11 protein-coding genes are annotated in these 13,797 nt (G+C 63.5%); 6 read left to right on the plus strand and 5 right to left on the minus strand.

Going from position 1 to position 13,797, the window contains the following annotated elements:
• Positions 1 to 62: 62 nt before the first annotated feature.
• On the plus strand, positions 63 to 476 hold the full coding sequence (locus ACSFDB_RS09130) for a GIY-YIG nuclease family protein (protein WP_440770685.1): 414 nt from the start codon (positions 63 to 65) through the stop codon (positions 474 to 476).
• A gap of 66 nt (positions 477 to 542) precedes the next feature.
• The gene (locus ACSFDB_RS09135; RefSeq protein WP_440770686.1) at positions 543 to 1,145 is read left to right on the plus strand and encodes a peroxidase-related enzyme; all 603 of its coding nucleotides are present in this window, start codon (positions 543 to 545) and stop codon (positions 1,143 to 1,145) included.
• A 32-nt stretch (positions 1,146 to 1,177) separates the two neighbouring features.
• Here ACSFDB_RS09135 and gltB read toward each other — a convergent pair whose 3' ends face one another.
• Together gltB and proS are read right to left on the minus strand one after the other, a co-directional pair.
• Positions 1,178 to 5,728, minus strand: a complete 4,551-nt coding sequence (gene gltB, locus ACSFDB_RS09140; protein ID WP_440770687.1) for a glutamate synthase large subunit — start codon at positions 5,726 to 5,728, stop codon at positions 1,178 to 1,180.
• Positions 5,729 to 6,171: 443 nt separating this feature from the next.
• Positions 6,172 to 7,653 (minus strand): proline--tRNA ligase, encoded by a 1,482-nt coding sequence (gene proS, locus ACSFDB_RS09145; RefSeq protein ID WP_440770688.1) that lies wholly within the window; start codon positions 7,651 to 7,653, stop codon positions 6,172 to 6,174.
• A 354-nt stretch (positions 7,654 to 8,007) separates the two neighbouring features.
• Here proS and ACSFDB_RS09150 point away from each other — a divergent pair, with 354 nt between their 5' ends.
• Positions 8,008 to 9,738 (plus strand): alpha-amylase domain-containing protein, encoded by a 1,731-nt coding sequence (locus ACSFDB_RS09150; RefSeq protein ID WP_440770689.1) that lies wholly within the window; start codon positions 8,008 to 8,010, stop codon positions 9,736 to 9,738.
• Between the two features lie 114 nt (positions 9,739 to 9,852).
• A complete protein-coding gene (locus tag ACSFDB_RS09155; RefSeq protein ID WP_440770690.1) occupies positions 9,853 to 10,824 on the plus strand; it encodes a quinone oxidoreductase family protein in 972 nt (323 codons plus the stop codon).
• Positions 10,825 to 10,869: 45 nt separating this feature from the next.
• Here ACSFDB_RS09155 and ACSFDB_RS09160 read toward each other — a convergent pair whose 3' ends face one another.
• From ACSFDB_RS09160 to ACSFDB_RS09170, 3 genes are all read right to left on the minus strand, one after another.
• Complete coding sequence (locus ACSFDB_RS09160; protein ID WP_440770691.1) at positions 10,870 to 11,349, minus strand: hypothetical protein; 480 nt, start codon at positions 11,347 to 11,349, stop codon at positions 10,870 to 10,872.
• 176 nt (positions 11,350 to 11,525) lie between these two features.
• Entirely contained in the window at positions 11,526 to 12,212 is a 687-nt protein-coding gene (locus ACSFDB_RS09165; RefSeq protein WP_440770692.1) for a polymer-forming cytoskeletal protein, read from the minus strand.
• 124 nt (positions 12,213 to 12,336) lie between these two features.
• A complete protein-coding gene (locus ACSFDB_RS09170; protein WP_440770693.1) occupies positions 12,337 to 12,855 on the minus strand; it encodes an 8-oxo-dGTP diphosphatase in 519 nt (172 codons plus the stop codon).
• A 93-nt stretch (positions 12,856 to 12,948) separates the two neighbouring features.
• On the opposite strand from ACSFDB_RS09170, the gene ACSFDB_RS09175 reads away from it, so the two are divergent.
• Both ACSFDB_RS09175 and ACSFDB_RS09180 read left to right on the plus strand, forming a co-directional pair.
• On the plus strand, positions 12,949 to 13,371 hold the full coding sequence (locus ACSFDB_RS09175; protein WP_440770694.1) for an EamA family transporter: 423 nt from the start codon (positions 12,949 to 12,951) through the stop codon (positions 13,369 to 13,371).
• Positions 13,368 to 13,787 (plus strand): EamA family transporter, encoded by a 420-nt coding sequence (locus ACSFDB_RS09180; protein ID WP_090302869.1) that lies wholly within the window; start codon positions 13,368 to 13,370, stop codon positions 13,785 to 13,787. The genes ACSFDB_RS09175 and ACSFDB_RS09180 overlap by 4 nt, the downstream gene beginning before the upstream one ends.
• Positions 13,788 to 13,797: the final 10 nt, after the last annotated feature.

A 13,797-nucleotide genomic window follows, 5' to 3' on the forward strand; every position in this document is an offset into this window, starting at 1 on the left:
GATCGCGGCACCCCCGGAGACGAACCGCCTGTGTTTTTGTCGCTGTGGCCGTCCCTTCCGTCATGGGCGGCACCTACGTTCTCGTCCTCAACCTCCCTCGAGCGACGACCATCGAGGTCGGCGCGCTGGGGCGGATCGAATTCGACGCCGGAGCCTACGCGTACGTCGGCAGCGCGTTCGGTCCCGGCGGCTTCGCTCGCGTCGATAGACATCGAGCGCTCGCCGCAGGCGACCGCAACACGCAACACTGGCACATCGATTACCTCCTCGGCCACTCCGAGACGACCCTCGAGACCGCGATCACGTTCCCCGACGCCGACCGCGAGTGCGAATTGGTCGACCGACTCCCCGGCGAGCGAGTCGCCGCGTTCGGCGCCTTGGATTGCGACTGTCCTGCTCACCTGCTCGACGCACCCGGACTCGAGACGGTTCGCGACGCCGCTGTGGCCGAAGGTGGCCGTCCCGGGAGCGAGTAGACGAGGCGTCGGCAATCGATGACCCACCCACCACGAGTTATGACCCGCCATCGTGAACTGGTAGCCATGGCCGAACACGATACCGCCGACGGTCCGACGTTGAACGACGACGCGATGGGTCGATTCCCCGTCCCCGACCTCGAGAACCTCCCCGACGATCTCCGGGAACGCATCGACGAGGAGACCGAACGGGCGGGATTCACGCCGAACGTCTTCGCCGCGATGGCGTACAAACCCTCCCACTTTCGGGCCTTCTTCGACTACCACGATGCGCTCGTCGAAGATACGGCGCTCGAGCGAGAGGAGATCGAGATGATCGTCGTCGCCGTCTCGGGGGTCAACCACTGCTACTATTGTAACGTCGCCCACGGGGCGCTCGTTCGGATCTACGCCGACGATCCGCTGTTGGCCGACCAACTCGTGGCGAACTATCGGACCGCGGACATCAACGACGCCCACCGGACGATGCTCGACGTCGCGGTGAAACTCACCGAACGGCCGACGGAAGTCGAGGAAGACGACCTCGAGGCCCTGCGTGAGGCCGGCTTCAGCGAGGAGGCGCTGTGGGATATCGCGGCCGTCACGGCTTTCTACAACCTGAGCAATCGACTCGCGATGTTCGCCGGGATGCGGCCGAACGACGAATTCCACACGCTGGGACGCGAGTAACGAACCGGGTCGAAAACGGATGAATCAGCCGATCAGTCGTCGCTCGCGGCGTAGTTCGCCGATTCGGCTTCGACGGCTGCCTCGGGCGTTCCTGGCAGTTCGCTGCGGACGTCGTCCGATCCCTGCTCGGTGATCGCCTCGTAGTAGGCCTCCGGCATGACCTTCACGAAGGCTCCGAGCGCGCGTTCCCAGTTCTCGAGCAGGAGTTCGCCCCGCTCGGAGCCGGTGTAGGCGACGTGGTTCTCGACGAGGCGACGCAGCATCTCCTCGTCTTTCTCCTCGAGTTCGTCGTGGAGCGACACCATGCCGGTGTTGGCCTTCGCCGCGAACTCGTCGTCGGGGTCGTAGACGTAGGCGACGCCGCCGGACATGCCGGCCGCGAAGTTCTTGCCGGTCTCGCCGAGGACGGCGACGACGCCGCCGGTCATGTACTCACAGCCGTGGTCGCCGACGCCCTCGACGACGGCCTTGGCGCCGGAGTTGCGGACGGCGAAGCGCTCGCCGGCGACACCGTTGACGTAGAGTTGGCCGTCGGTCGCGCCGTAGAGTGCGACGTTCCCGATCGAGATGTTCTCGGTCGGGTCGTAGGTCGCCGTCTCCGGCGTGCGGATCGTGATCTTCCCGCCCGAGAGCCCCTTGCCGACGTAGTCGTTTGCGCTGCCGTCTAAGTGCATCGAGACGCCGCTCGCCAGGAACGCACCGAAGCTCTGTCCAGCGGTTCCCTCGAGGTCGGCCGTGATGGTATCCTCGGGAAGGCCGGGCTCGCCGTAGCGGCTGGTGATGCGGTTCGAGAGCATCGCACCGACCGTGCGATCGACGTTCGAGACGTCGGCCGCGAGCGTGACCGGCTCCTGGTCTTCGATGGCGTCGGCCGCGGCCTCGATTAAGTCGCGGTCGAGCTGATCCTCGAGTTCGTGGTCCTGCTCGCGGATCTTGCGGCGGACGTCGCTGCCGGGGTCCGCGATGACGTCCGAGAGGTCGACGTTGCGTGCCTTCGGATGATCGACGTCGGTCCGCTGCTCGAGCACGTCGACCTGGCCAATCATCTCGTCGATCGTCTCGAAGCCGAGTTCGGCCATGATCTCGCGCAGTTCCTGGGCGATGAACGTCATGTAGTTGATGACGTGTTCGGGTTCGCCTGGGAAGCGTTTGCGCAGGTCCTCTCGCTGGGTAGCGACGCCGACCGGACAGGTGTTCTTGTGACACTGCCGGGCCATCACGCAGCCCCCGGTGACGAGAGAAGCGGTCCCGAAGACGTACTCCTCGGCGCCGAGTAAGACGGCGACGGCGACGTCACGGCCAGTTTTCATGCCACCGTCAGCCGAGACGCGAATGCGGTCGCGCAGGCCGGTCTGACAGAGCATCTGGTTGGCCTCGGCGAGGCCGAGCTCCCAGGGGAGGCCGGCGCTCTTGATCGAGGTCCGCGGCGAGGCACCCGTTCCGCCGTCGTGACCCGAGATGTGGACCACGTCGGCGTTGGCTTTTGCAACGCCGGCGGCGACCGTGCCGATACCGGCTTCGGAGACGAGTTTGACGTTGATGTCCGCCTCCTCGTTCGCTGCCTTGAGGTCGAAGATCAGCTGCTTGAGATCCTCGATGGAGTAGATGTCGTGCAGCGGCGGCGGGGAGATGAGACCCACACCGGGAGTCGACTTCCGGACGTGAGCGATCATTTCGTTGACCTTCTCACCGGGCAGATGACCACCCTCGCCGGGCTTCGATCCCTGGGCCATCTTGATCTGCAGTTCGTCGGCCGAAGAGAGGTACGTCGAGGTGACGCCGAAACGGCCCGATGCGACCTGCTTGACGTTGCACTCGCGTTCGGTGTCGAACCGTTCCGGCGGTTCGCCACCCTCGCCCGAATTACTCTTGCCGCCGATGCGGTTCATGGCGATCGAGTTGTTCTCGTGGGCCTCCGGCGACAGGCTGCCCAGCGACATCGCGGCCGTCGAGAACCGCTGGACGACGTCCTTGATCGGCTCGACGTCCTCGATCGGGACCGGATCGCGGTCCGAGTCGAACTCGAGTAAGCCCCGAAGCGTCTGGAGGTTCTGCTGTTGGTCGTTGATCAACTCGGCGAACTCCTGGTAGCGCTCGTAATCGTTCGAGCGGACGGACTGCTGGAGCGCGCCGACGGTCTGTGGGTTCCACTGGTGGTAGATTCCGTCCGAGCGGTGTTCGAACTCGCCCTGTCGATCGAGTTTGGACTCCTCCTCGCCGAAGGCGTCGTCGTGACGTTCGCGAACGTCCGCTTCGATCTCGGCGAGACTGATTCCCTCGGTGCGGTTCTCGGTCCCCTCGAAGTACTCCGCGACGAGGCCCGAATCGAGACCGACGGCCTCGAAGATCTGGGCGCCCTGGTAGCTCTCGACCGTCGAGATCCCCATCTTGGCCATGATCTTCAGGAGGCCGTCTTCGACGGCGCCGACGTAGGCGTCGATGGCAACCTCGGTGTCCGCACCGTCGGGGCCGGCGGTGATGTCCTCGATCGTCTGGTAGGCGAGGTACGGGTTGACCGCGCCGGCGCCGTAGCCGACCAGCGTCGCGAAGTGGTGGACCGTGCGCGGATCGGCGGACTCGACGACGAGCCCGACGTGGTTGCGCAGCCCGTTGCGCACGAGGTGGTGGTGGACGCCGCCGGTCGCGAGCAGGCTCGGGATCGCCGCTCGGTCCGCGTCGACACCGCGATCCGAGAGGACGAGGATCTCGTGACCCCCCTCGATCGCGTCGACGCTCTCTTCTCGGACGCGTTCGATCGCCGCCTCGAGATCGTCGCCGGGTTCCTCGCTCGTCGGCTCGTAGGTGATGTCGATCGTGGCGGCCGTGATTCCGTTCGCGTTGCAGTCGCGGATCGACTCGAGTTCGGCATCGGTGAGAATCGGCGAGTCCAGCACGAGCTGGCGGGCGTGCTCGGGGGACTCGGTGAGCAGGTTGCGCTGGTAGCCCAGTCGGCTCTCCATCGAGGTCACCAGCTCCTCGCGGATGTAGTCCAGCGGCGGGTTGGTGACCTGTGCGAACAGCTGCTTGAAGTAGGAGAACAGCGGGCGGTTGAACTCGGTGAGGACGGACAGCGGCGTGTCGTCGCCCATCGAGCCGACGGGGTCTTTCCCCTTCTGGGTCATCGGCTCGATCATGTTCTCGAGTTCGTCGTGGGTGTAGCCGAAGGCGGCCTGCTGGTCGCGCAGGCCGTCGACGGGCTGGCGCGGCGAACTGTCGCCGGCGGTGCGGATATCGTCGAGGGAGACCTGTTCTGCCTCGACCCACTCGCCGTAGCGGTCGTCGGTGAGGTCCTCGAAGACTTCGTCGTCGGGAATGACGCGGCCCTCGTTCGGATCGGCGAGGAACAGCTGCCCGGGCTGGAGACGACCGCGCTCTTCGATCTCGTCGGGGTCGGGCTCGAGCGCGCCGGACTCGCTGGCGACGATCAATCGGTTGTCCTTGGTGACGTCGTACCGGCAGGGACGCAGGCCGTTGCGGTCGAGGACGGCGCCGACGCGTTCGCCGTCGGTCGCCGCGACGAGTGCGGGGCCGTCCCACGGTTCGACGAGCGAGGCGTGGAAGTCGTACCAGTCCTTGCGGTCCTGATCCATCGCGTCGTCGCCGCGCCAGGCCTCGGGAACGAGCATCCGGAGGGCGTGCTCGAGGTCGCGTCCGTCCTGCATGAGCAGTTCGAGCGCGTTGTCGACGCTCGCGGTGTCGGACTGGTCGGGATCATCGATGATCGGCTTGACCGCCTCGAGATCCTCCAGAACTTCGCTCTCGATGTCCGTCTCGCGGGCGCGCATCCAGTTGATGTTGCCCTGAATAGTGTTGAACTCGCCGTTGTGGATGATGTTTCGGTACGGGTGAGCGAGGTGCCAGGCGCCGAGCGTGTTCGTGGAGAACCGCTCGTGAACCATGGCGAACGTCGATTCGATTCGTTCGTCGGTCAGATCTTCGTAGTAAGACGGAACCTGCACCCCCTTGAGCAGGCCCTTGTAGACGATCGTATCGGAGTCGAGCGAGCAGACGTAGAACCGTTCCGCGCCGTCGATATCGGCGTCTTCGACCGAGTTTTCGAGTGCGCGTCGCGCGACGTAGAGCCGTCGATCGAACGTCTCGTCGTCGATATCGTCCTCGGGCGTGACGACGACCTGCCAGACGTCAGGTTCGGAGTCGACGGCCGTGGCGCCGAGATCCGCGTTGTTCGTCGGCACGTCGCGCCACTCGAGTGCCTCGAGATCGTACGTCTCGAGGGCGTCTTCGACGATCGAAACGAGCTCTGTGCGCGCCGTCTCCTCCTGTGGGAAAAAGAGCGAGCCGACGGCGTAGGTGTCCGGGAGGTCGGCCTCGAGAACGTCTTCAAAGAACGCATCGGGCGTCTGGAGCATGATACCCGCACCGTCGCCCGTGTTTTTCTCCGCGCCGGTGGTCCCACGGTGCTCGAGATTCTTGAGAAGTTCCAATCCGTCGGCGACGACGTCGTGTCCCCCATCCCCATCGAGGTCCATGACGACGCCGACGCCGCAGTTCGACCGTTCGTCCGTAGGGTCTGCAAGCCCCTGCGAACGCTCGGTGGATGACGCTATCTGTGGCTGTGGCATACACACTCGTAGCAAAAACTGCTATAAGAGGCTGTCCCATAATGACTAAGTGTATTATACACACATATAATGGGATATAAGGTCTATCAGTGCACAGATCCGTAGCGACCGCGGATTGCGTGTCGCTAAAGTGAGCGATGTCGCTGCCAGCCGTTCGTCTCGAGTAGCCTCCAGAACGCCAAGTAGCGGGGAATAAGTAACTGCCCGGTCGGGGCAGAAGTGTCAGAGGCACGTAGTGCTCACCCACCAGAGTGAACACCACATCTGTGCTATTTCCCGCCAGCCGTAAGCAGTATTGGGTTAAAGAGTTAGGTTTGTGTGTGGTAAACGTACACAAACAACCGATCGAGTTCGCGCGTCGGAACTCGTACACGGCGACGAACGACGGCGAATCGGACTGATTCGCGACGAAATCGAAGCGGACCGGTGAGGTAGGCCGCGCGTTAGTACGACTTCGCGAAGTACGCGATCTCGCCCGCGGGTTCGCCACAGACGCCACACTCGTCGTGCTCGGGTTCGGGAACCTTGCCGGCCGACTTCCCACCCTCGTCCTCGAGCGGCTGCATGACGATCTCAGCCGCGATCTTCTCCTTGATGGCCTCTTCGCAGGCCTCGTCGCCGCACCACGACGTTTTCACGTAGCCGCCGTGTTTGCCGATCGTGCCGAGGATTTCCTCGGGACTGTAGGCTTCGCGAACGTTCTCCTCGAGGTTTTCCTCGGCTGTGTCGTACAGTTTGTCGAAGATTTCGTCCAGATGCTCGTCGACGGCGTCGACAATCTCGTCGCGATCCTCGACTGCTTCCTCGTTGTCCGGGCGGTGAACGAGCGTGACCTCCTCGTCTTCGACCTCGTAAGGGCCGATCTCCAGTCGGAGGGGGACGCCGTTGAGTTCGTGTTCGTTGAACTTGAAGCCGGGATTGCGCTCGTCTCGGTCGTCGAGTTCGACGCGGAAGCCGGCATCTTCGAGCTCCTCGGCGATGGTCTCGGAGTACTCGAGCACGTCCTCTTTCGTGTCCTCCTGCCAGATCGGGACGATGGCGACCTGCGTCGGCGCGACCGTCGGCGGGAGCACGAGCCCCTGATCGTCGGAGTGAGTCATGATGAGCGCCCCGATCGCCCGCCACGAGAGCCCCCAGGAGGTCGTGTAGGCGGTTCGATCCTCCTCGTCCTCGCCGGAGAAGGTGATGTCGAACGCCTCGGCGAAGCTCTGACCGAGGTTGTGACTCGTCGCGCCCTGGACGGACTTGCCGTCGGGCATCAGCGCCTCGACGGTCGTCGTCGTGTCGGCCCCGGGGAACTTGTCGTGTTCGGGCTTTTTGCCGCGGAGCACCGGAATCGCCAGCACGTCCTCGTAGACGCGTTCGTACTGACTCAGTCGGGTCCAGACCTCCTCCCAGGCCCCCTCGTTGTCGGCGTGGGCGGTGTGGCCCTCCTGCCACATGAACTCCTTCGTGCGGAAGAACGGCTTCGTCTCGGTGGCCTCCCAGCGAACGACCGAGCACCACTGGTTGAGCCGCAGCGGCAGGTCGCGGTGGCTGCGCGTCCAGTCGGCCATGAAGGGCGCGATGATCGACTCGCTGGTCGGCCGGACGGCGAGTCGCTCCTCGAGTTCCTCGTGGCCGCCGTGGGTGACCCACGCGACCTCGGGATCGAAGCCCTCGACGATGTCCTTCTCGCGCTCCAAGAAGCTCTCGGGGATGAACAGCGGAAAGTAGACGTTGTCGACGCCGGTCTCTTTGAACCAGCCGTCGAGGGCGTCCTGAATGGCCTCCCAGAGGGCGTAGCCGCGCGGTTTCGTGACGATGAAGCCGCCCATCGGGGCGTAATCCGCGAGATTGGCCTTCTGGACGACTTCGGCGTACCACTCGCCGGGTTTGTGCGATTTCGACTCGGTGATCCCGAGTTCCTGGCTCTCGTCGCTCATACATCGACTCACTGCCACCGCACGCTTAAACGATACGAAGGTCCGGTGACCGATCCCGCGACACCCGGTGTGAGCCCTAGCCGTCGATCGATGTCTCGAGACTGAAACATCTCGGAAACCGTGGGCCGTACGGATCTGGCGACGGCTTTGTCCCTGCTCACGATCCGGGTTTCCGTCCCGGCAACGAGCCCTGAACCTCGTTACCGATACTACTCCCGCTCACCAACAGCGATTGGCTGAGAGAACTTATCAGGCGTAATTTTGTACGGCTATTTCTCACCAATACTATTCCGTTTCGAATTTGGGATAAAAGTATTATGTTTTATTACATCATACATTATATCGCCGAGGGCAATGGGAGATAACGACACACAGGATACGGATTCCCATGCGGACGGTATCGAACGACGAACGTTGCTGAAGACGAGTGTAGCCCTCGGGACGCTGGCAATCGGCGGCGCGTCGCTGGGAGCAGTCAACGCGAACTCGCTGCCGGACCAGCCCGACGCCGAGGACGGGACGGTCGCCTACCAGTACTTCCACGCGGAGTGGACCGACATCGAAGCCGACGTCTCCCGCCTCGAGGAAGTCGGCGTCGACGCGATCTGGATCCAGCAGCCGGCGCGGGGAAAACTCGACTGGGACGACCTCTCGTACGACGGCGAGTACGGCTTCTACGACGAGACCTCACCGTTCGGCTTTCGCGATCCGCACCCGCCCGTCGGCTACCAGCCCGTCGACCTGACGGATCTCGACTCGACGCTCGGGACCGAGCGCGAACTCGAGTCGCTGATCGAGACCTGCCACGACCACGGGATCGAGGTCATCGTCGATGTCGTGTTGAACCACATGGCGGCCGCGGACGGTCCCGACGGCTACGTCGAGTTACCGCAGTTCGACCGCGACGAACACTTCCACGACAACGGCACCCTGGGCGAGGACTGCCAACTGGACGGCGAGGCCGGGGAGTACGAGTGTGATCTCCTCGGGTTACCGTCGTTCGACGTCGAACTCTCGTACGTCCAGAACGCCCATCGGGACTATCTCCAGCGGATCGCCGACCTGGGTGCCGACGGGCTTCGGTACGACGCCGCTGGCCACGTCTGGCCGTGGTACTTCGAGTCCGAGATCAACGCGCTCGCGGACGATCTCGACCTCTGGCGCGTCGGCGAGATCTGGGATTACGACATCGATCGATTACTCGAGTTCGCCGACACCGGGATGACCGTCTTCGACTTCCCGCTGTACGACGCCATCGTCGACGCATTCGAGGGCGGCAGCATGGAGGGGCTCAGCCAGGACGCGGCCAACGGCGTCGTTCACCACGATCCGAGCGTCGCGGTCACCTTCGCACAGAACCACGATACCGTCGGTCCGGGTGTCGAGGAAGACGAACCCGAGGGCCGGGCGGTCGAACTCGCGGAAGCGTTCATCCTCGCGTACGCGGGGATGCCGATGGTGTACCGCTCCGGGCCCGAGGATCGGACCGAACTCGACGACGAGGCGTTCCGAAATCTCGTCGCCGTCTCACAGGAGTCCGCACACGGCGACGTGATCGACCGACACGTCGACTACGATACCTACGTCTTCGAACGGGACGGAAATCTGTTGGCCGGTATCAACAAGGGCGGTGCGGCGGCAGAACACACCGTCGAAACCTCCTGGGGCGACGAGACCCTCGTCGACGAGACCGGTGGCGGTGAGACAGTCACTACCGACGCCAGCGGGCAGGTCACGATCGAGATTCCGTCCGACGGCTGGGTTATGTACGTTCCCGGAGAGGACGACGGTGACGACGGCGATGACGGCGACTCCGACGAGATTACGTTACAGATGACGGTCGACGTCGGTCACGGCGACTCCGTCTACTTCACCGGAAGCGCCGACGAACTCACGAACTGGGGCGGCGGCGTCGAAGGGACCTGGACGGAGGGCAACGTCTGGGAGGTCACTATCGACGATCCCGGTGCGTTCGAGTGGAAGACCCGTCGCGGCTCGAGCGACGGAACCGGCGACGTCTGGGAGCAAGGAGGCAACCACGACGAAAACGACGTCCACCCCACCCACCAGGGCTGGTCCGAATAGTCGCGCCCGTCGGAACCGGCCTCGGCCGTTCCCGTCGGGTCGTCCGCCGACAACGGCCGACCAGTTCTTCCACGTTCTCTGACCTTTAAGCGACTGGGTTACAAACGGAAGCGTATGCGAGTTATTGAGGTAGCAGCATACGGCGACAGCGACCAACTCGAGGCCACCGACGCCGACCTCCCGGAACCGGGCGCCGGCGAGGTCCGTATCGAGGTCGAGGCGGCCGGGATCAACTTCGCGGACATCATGCAACGCCGCGGGGTCTATCCCGGCGGTCCCGAGGCGCCATACACCCCCGGCATGGAAGCCGCAGGAACGATCGACGCGACCGGCGAGGGCGTCGGCTTGAACGAGGGCGACCGCGTCGTCGCGATGCTCAACACCGGCGGCTACGCCGAGTACGCCGTCGCGAACGCCCAGATGCTCTTTCCCATTCCGGAGGGGATGAGCTTCGAGGAAGCCGCCGGCTTCCCCGTTCAGTTTCTCACCGCCCACAGCTGTCTGTTCGAGTGGGGCGGACTCGAGGAAGGCGAGTCGGTCCTGATCCAAGCCGCCGCGGGCGGGGTCGGAACCGCAGCCGTCCAACTGGCCTCGAACGCTGGCGCGGAGGTGTTCGGCACCGCGAGCACGCAGGAAAAGCTCGATCTCGCCGAGGATCTGGGCTGTGACCACCCGATCAACTACACCGAGACGGACTTCCGCGAAGTCGTCAACGAGGAAACCGACGGCGAGGGCGTCGATCTCGTCCTCGAGAGCGTCGGCGACGACGTCTTCGAGCACAGCCTCGATGCCATGAAACACTTCGGACGGATGGTCACCTACGGCGTCGCCAGCGGCGTCCCCGGCGAAATCGAGAACCGACGGCTCCTCTTCGAGAACAAGACGATCAAAGGGTTCCACCTCGGACAGGCCTCCTATCACGATCCGAGCACAGTGATGAAGGCCGTCCCGGATCTCACCGAGGGGCTGACGAGCGGCGATCTCGAGGTTATTTTAGGCGAATCGTTCGCGCTTGAGGACGCTGCCGAGGCCCACCAGTACATCGAGGATCGCAAAAGTTCTGGAAAGGTCGTCCTGAAGCCCTGAGTGTGGACAGACTCGGGTGGCGTCGATCAGTAGTCGACCAACTCCTTACTCATCGTCATTGTCGTCGTCTTCGTCTTCGTCACCATCGCTGTCCTCGTCGTCCCCGTCATCCTCGTCGTCCCCGTCGTCCTCGTCGGCATCCCCGTCATCTTCGTCATCATCTCCGTCATCGCCCTCGTCGTCTTCGTCACCATCGCCATCATCGCTGTCATCGTCGTCATCACCATCGCTGTCCTCGTCGGCCCCGTCGTCGTTATCGCTATCCTCGTCCTCATCGTTATCGTCGTCGCCGCCCTCATCACCGTTGTCCGATTCTTCACTGTCGTCGTCACTCTCTTCGTCGCCCACGTCGGCATCGTCGTCGCTGTCCGCCTCGTCACCGACGTCCTCCGTGTCGTTCCCGAACATCTCTCCTTCTTCGTCGCCACTGTCCTCGTCGTACGTCTCGTCTAAACACCCCGCGAGTCCGCCGACAGTTGCGACTATCGCTGCGAGGACCGGCCGACGACGAGTCGTCTCGGTCATACTCTCACGCCGGGCTACCACGAAGGGATAAAAGAGTATTCGTGCTGTACTCAGCCGAAGAACTCTCCCACTGTGTGGAAACAACGGTCCGCTACGGGCGTATCCACCCTATCCTGTGTGTCCGCTAACCTCTCTCGAGGGGCGTTTCCGACGGCTAGTCGAAGAGACCGCTCGACTTACTCGTCGTCATCGCTGCCGAAGCTGAACCATCCCAATCCGTCATCGTCCTCGTCGCCACCGATTCCGACGTCGTCGCCTTCCTCGACCGACTCGCCGCTCACGTCGCCGTCGACTTCGGTGCCGTTCCCGAGATACACCTCTCCGTCGGCGTCGACCGAGCCGTCGATCTCTACATCTGTGCGGGTCGTCACCGATCCGCTCGCCGTCACGTCACCGTCGACCTCGCTGTCGTCGCCGAGAACGACGGCGCCGTCGGTATCGATCGTCCCATCGATCTCGGCGTCTTCGGCAGTCGTCACGTCACCGCCTGCAGTAACGTCGCCGCCGACCTCGCTGTCCTCACCGAGATCGACGGTACCGCCGGTATCGATCGTCCCATCGATCTCGGCGTCCTCTTCGAGAACCACGCCGGCGGCTTCGACCGAGCCGTCAACCGTGACGTCGGCAAGGACCTCGACCATTCCCTCGACCGAGATATCGTCGTCAGTATCTTCCGACACTGTGACGTCGCCGTCCTCGTCGTCATCGTCGTCCGCTTCCGACCCGTTCGAAAAGATCTCTTCCTCAGTGCCAGTCTCGCCGCCGGTGCTGTCGTCGGACGAGAGGTCCTGACAACCCGCGAGTGCGCCGACAGTTCCGGTGGCCACAGCGACGAGCGTCCGTCGACGAGTCGTATCGGTCATGTTCTCGGCCCGGGCTACCAGAAAGGGGTAAAAGAGTATTCGTCCTGTACTCGGGAGAGTGGATCAGCCGATACTGGAGTCATACGCGCTCTGCCGACATATCCGTGACAAATCGCCTGTCACCTCACGTGTCCGTCGACTCGAGGTGCTCGTTCCACTCGAGGTCGTAATCTACGAACGCCGCCTCGTCCAGCGGCGGCCCGCCCTCGAAGCGGAACTCGCCGACGACCGTCTTCCCCTCGAGGACGCCGGGTAGCCAGAACTGGTCGTCTTCCCACATCTGATCGTAGGGGACGTCGTCGACGGCCACCCACTCCGGTCGGGCTTCCTCGGTGGGAGTCGGCTCACCCGCAAACGAGCGCGTCCGATAGACGTGACAGAACGTGTGCTCCTCGTCGTCCAGTAAAAAGGTGAGTTCGCCCGCCTTCTCGAGGGCCTCGGAATCGATCTCGAGGCCGACTTCCTCGCGAGTCTCGCGAACGGCACACTCGCGGGGCGTTTCGTTGGCCTCGAGTTTGCCGCCGGGACCGTTGTACCAGCCCTCGCCGAGCCCGCGGCGTTTCTCGATGAGGAGTACTTCCTCCGTTCCGTCGCTGCCGGAACCGCGAGTACGTCTCGGAAAACACAGTGTCGCTTCGATCATACGAATTCGTTCGGCCGACGGAAAATAAAGTGGCAGTATCGATTGGCGACGTTCTCGTGGCGTTTAAGGCCGCACCGCAAGTATTGTCGTAATATGGAGTATCTGCTGTGGGTTCTGATAGCACTTCTCGCCTACTCATTCGTCGCACCCCTCACGAGCGTTATCATGCAGGACGTCCCGGCGACGCCCGGGCTGTTTCTCTCGACGTGCGTCTTTCTCGTGATCGCGAGCAGCGTGATGGTCCTGACCGGAACCGCCGACCCTGATCACGCGGTATCGGTCGAAGCTGGCTACATCTACGTCGCCGGCGCCTTTCTGACGGTCGGCATTCTGGCCTACACGGCCGCCCTCGAGACCGGTCCCGTGAGCGTCGTCGTGCCGATCTTCGGCATGTTCATCGTGGGGAGTTCGATACTCGGCATTCTCTTTCTCGGCGAGACGATGTCGGCAACCCGGGCGGCTGGAATCGTCTGTGCCGTGCTCGCGATCGTCTGTAGCGCGGGTGATGGTCAATGAACCGAGGGTATCTGCTGCTCTCGTTCGTCGCGTTCGTCGCGTACAGCCTGGTCGCACCGCTGTTGAAGGTCGCGATGGAGACGATTCCGAGCACGACGGCAGTCTTCATGTCGAACACGGTCATGCTCGTCCTCCTCGGCGGTCTGCTGGTCTATCAGGGACGGTCCCCCCATCAGTATCTCTCGCATCCGAAACTGCCACATATCGTCGGCTGGGGGGTGTTGCTCGCCGTCGGTTTACTGGCGTACTACCGAGCGCTCGCGCTCGGTCCCGTCAGCGTCGTCGTCCCGATCTACGGACTGTTCATCGCGGTCAGTTCGGTGATCGGCATTCTCGCACTCGAGGAGTCGCTGACGCTCAGAAAGGGGTTGGGAATCGTGTTCGCCGTGCTCGCGGTGGTCCTAATGTCCCTGTAACGCGCTCGCC

It is taken from the genome of Natronorubrum amylolyticum (genome assembly GCF_052040145.1).
In the GTDB taxonomy this organism is placed as follows: domain Archaea; phylum Halobacteriota; class Halobacteria; order Halobacteriales; family Natrialbaceae; genus Natronorubrum.

Excerpts from the sequence above, each read along its gene's own strand:
- ACSFDB_RS09160 (WP_440770691.1), bottom strand. The coding sequence starts at position 11,349 with ATGACCGAGACGACTCGTCGTCGGCCGGTCCTCGCAGCGATAGTCGCA.
- ACSFDB_RS09130 (WP_440770685.1), top strand. The coding sequence starts at position 63 with ATGGGCGGCACCTACGTTCTCGTCCTCAACCTCCCTCGAGCGACGACC.
- ACSFDB_RS09180 (WP_090302869.1), top strand. The coding sequence starts at position 13,368 with ATGAACCGAGGGTATCTGCTGCTCTCGTTCGTCGCGTTCGTCGCGTAC.
- ACSFDB_RS09150 (WP_440770689.1), top strand. The coding sequence starts at position 8,008 with ATGGGAGATAACGACACACAGGATACGGATTCCCATGCGGACGGTATC.
- ACSFDB_RS09170 (WP_440770693.1), bottom strand. The coding sequence starts at position 12,855 with ATGATCGAAGCGACACTGTGTTTTCCGAGACGTACTCGCGGTTCCGGC.
- proS (WP_440770688.1), bottom strand. The coding sequence starts at position 7,653 with ATGAGCGACGAGAGCCAGGAACTCGGGATCACCGAGTCGAAATCGCAC.
- gltB (WP_440770687.1), bottom strand. The coding sequence starts at position 5,728 with ATGCCACAGCCACAGATAGCGTCATCCACCGAGCGTTCGCAGGGGCTT.
- ACSFDB_RS09175 (WP_440770694.1), top strand. The coding sequence starts at position 12,949 with ATGGAGTATCTGCTGTGGGTTCTGATAGCACTTCTCGCCTACTCATTC.
- ACSFDB_RS09135 (WP_440770686.1), top strand. The coding sequence starts at position 543 with ATGGCCGAACACGATACCGCCGACGGTCCGACGTTGAACGACGACGCG.
- ACSFDB_RS09165 (WP_440770692.1), bottom strand. The coding sequence starts at position 12,212 with ATGACCGATACGACTCGTCGACGGACGCTCGTCGCTGTGGCCACCGGA.
- ACSFDB_RS09155 (WP_440770690.1), top strand. The coding sequence starts at position 9,853 with ATGCGAGTTATTGAGGTAGCAGCATACGGCGACAGCGACCAACTCGAG.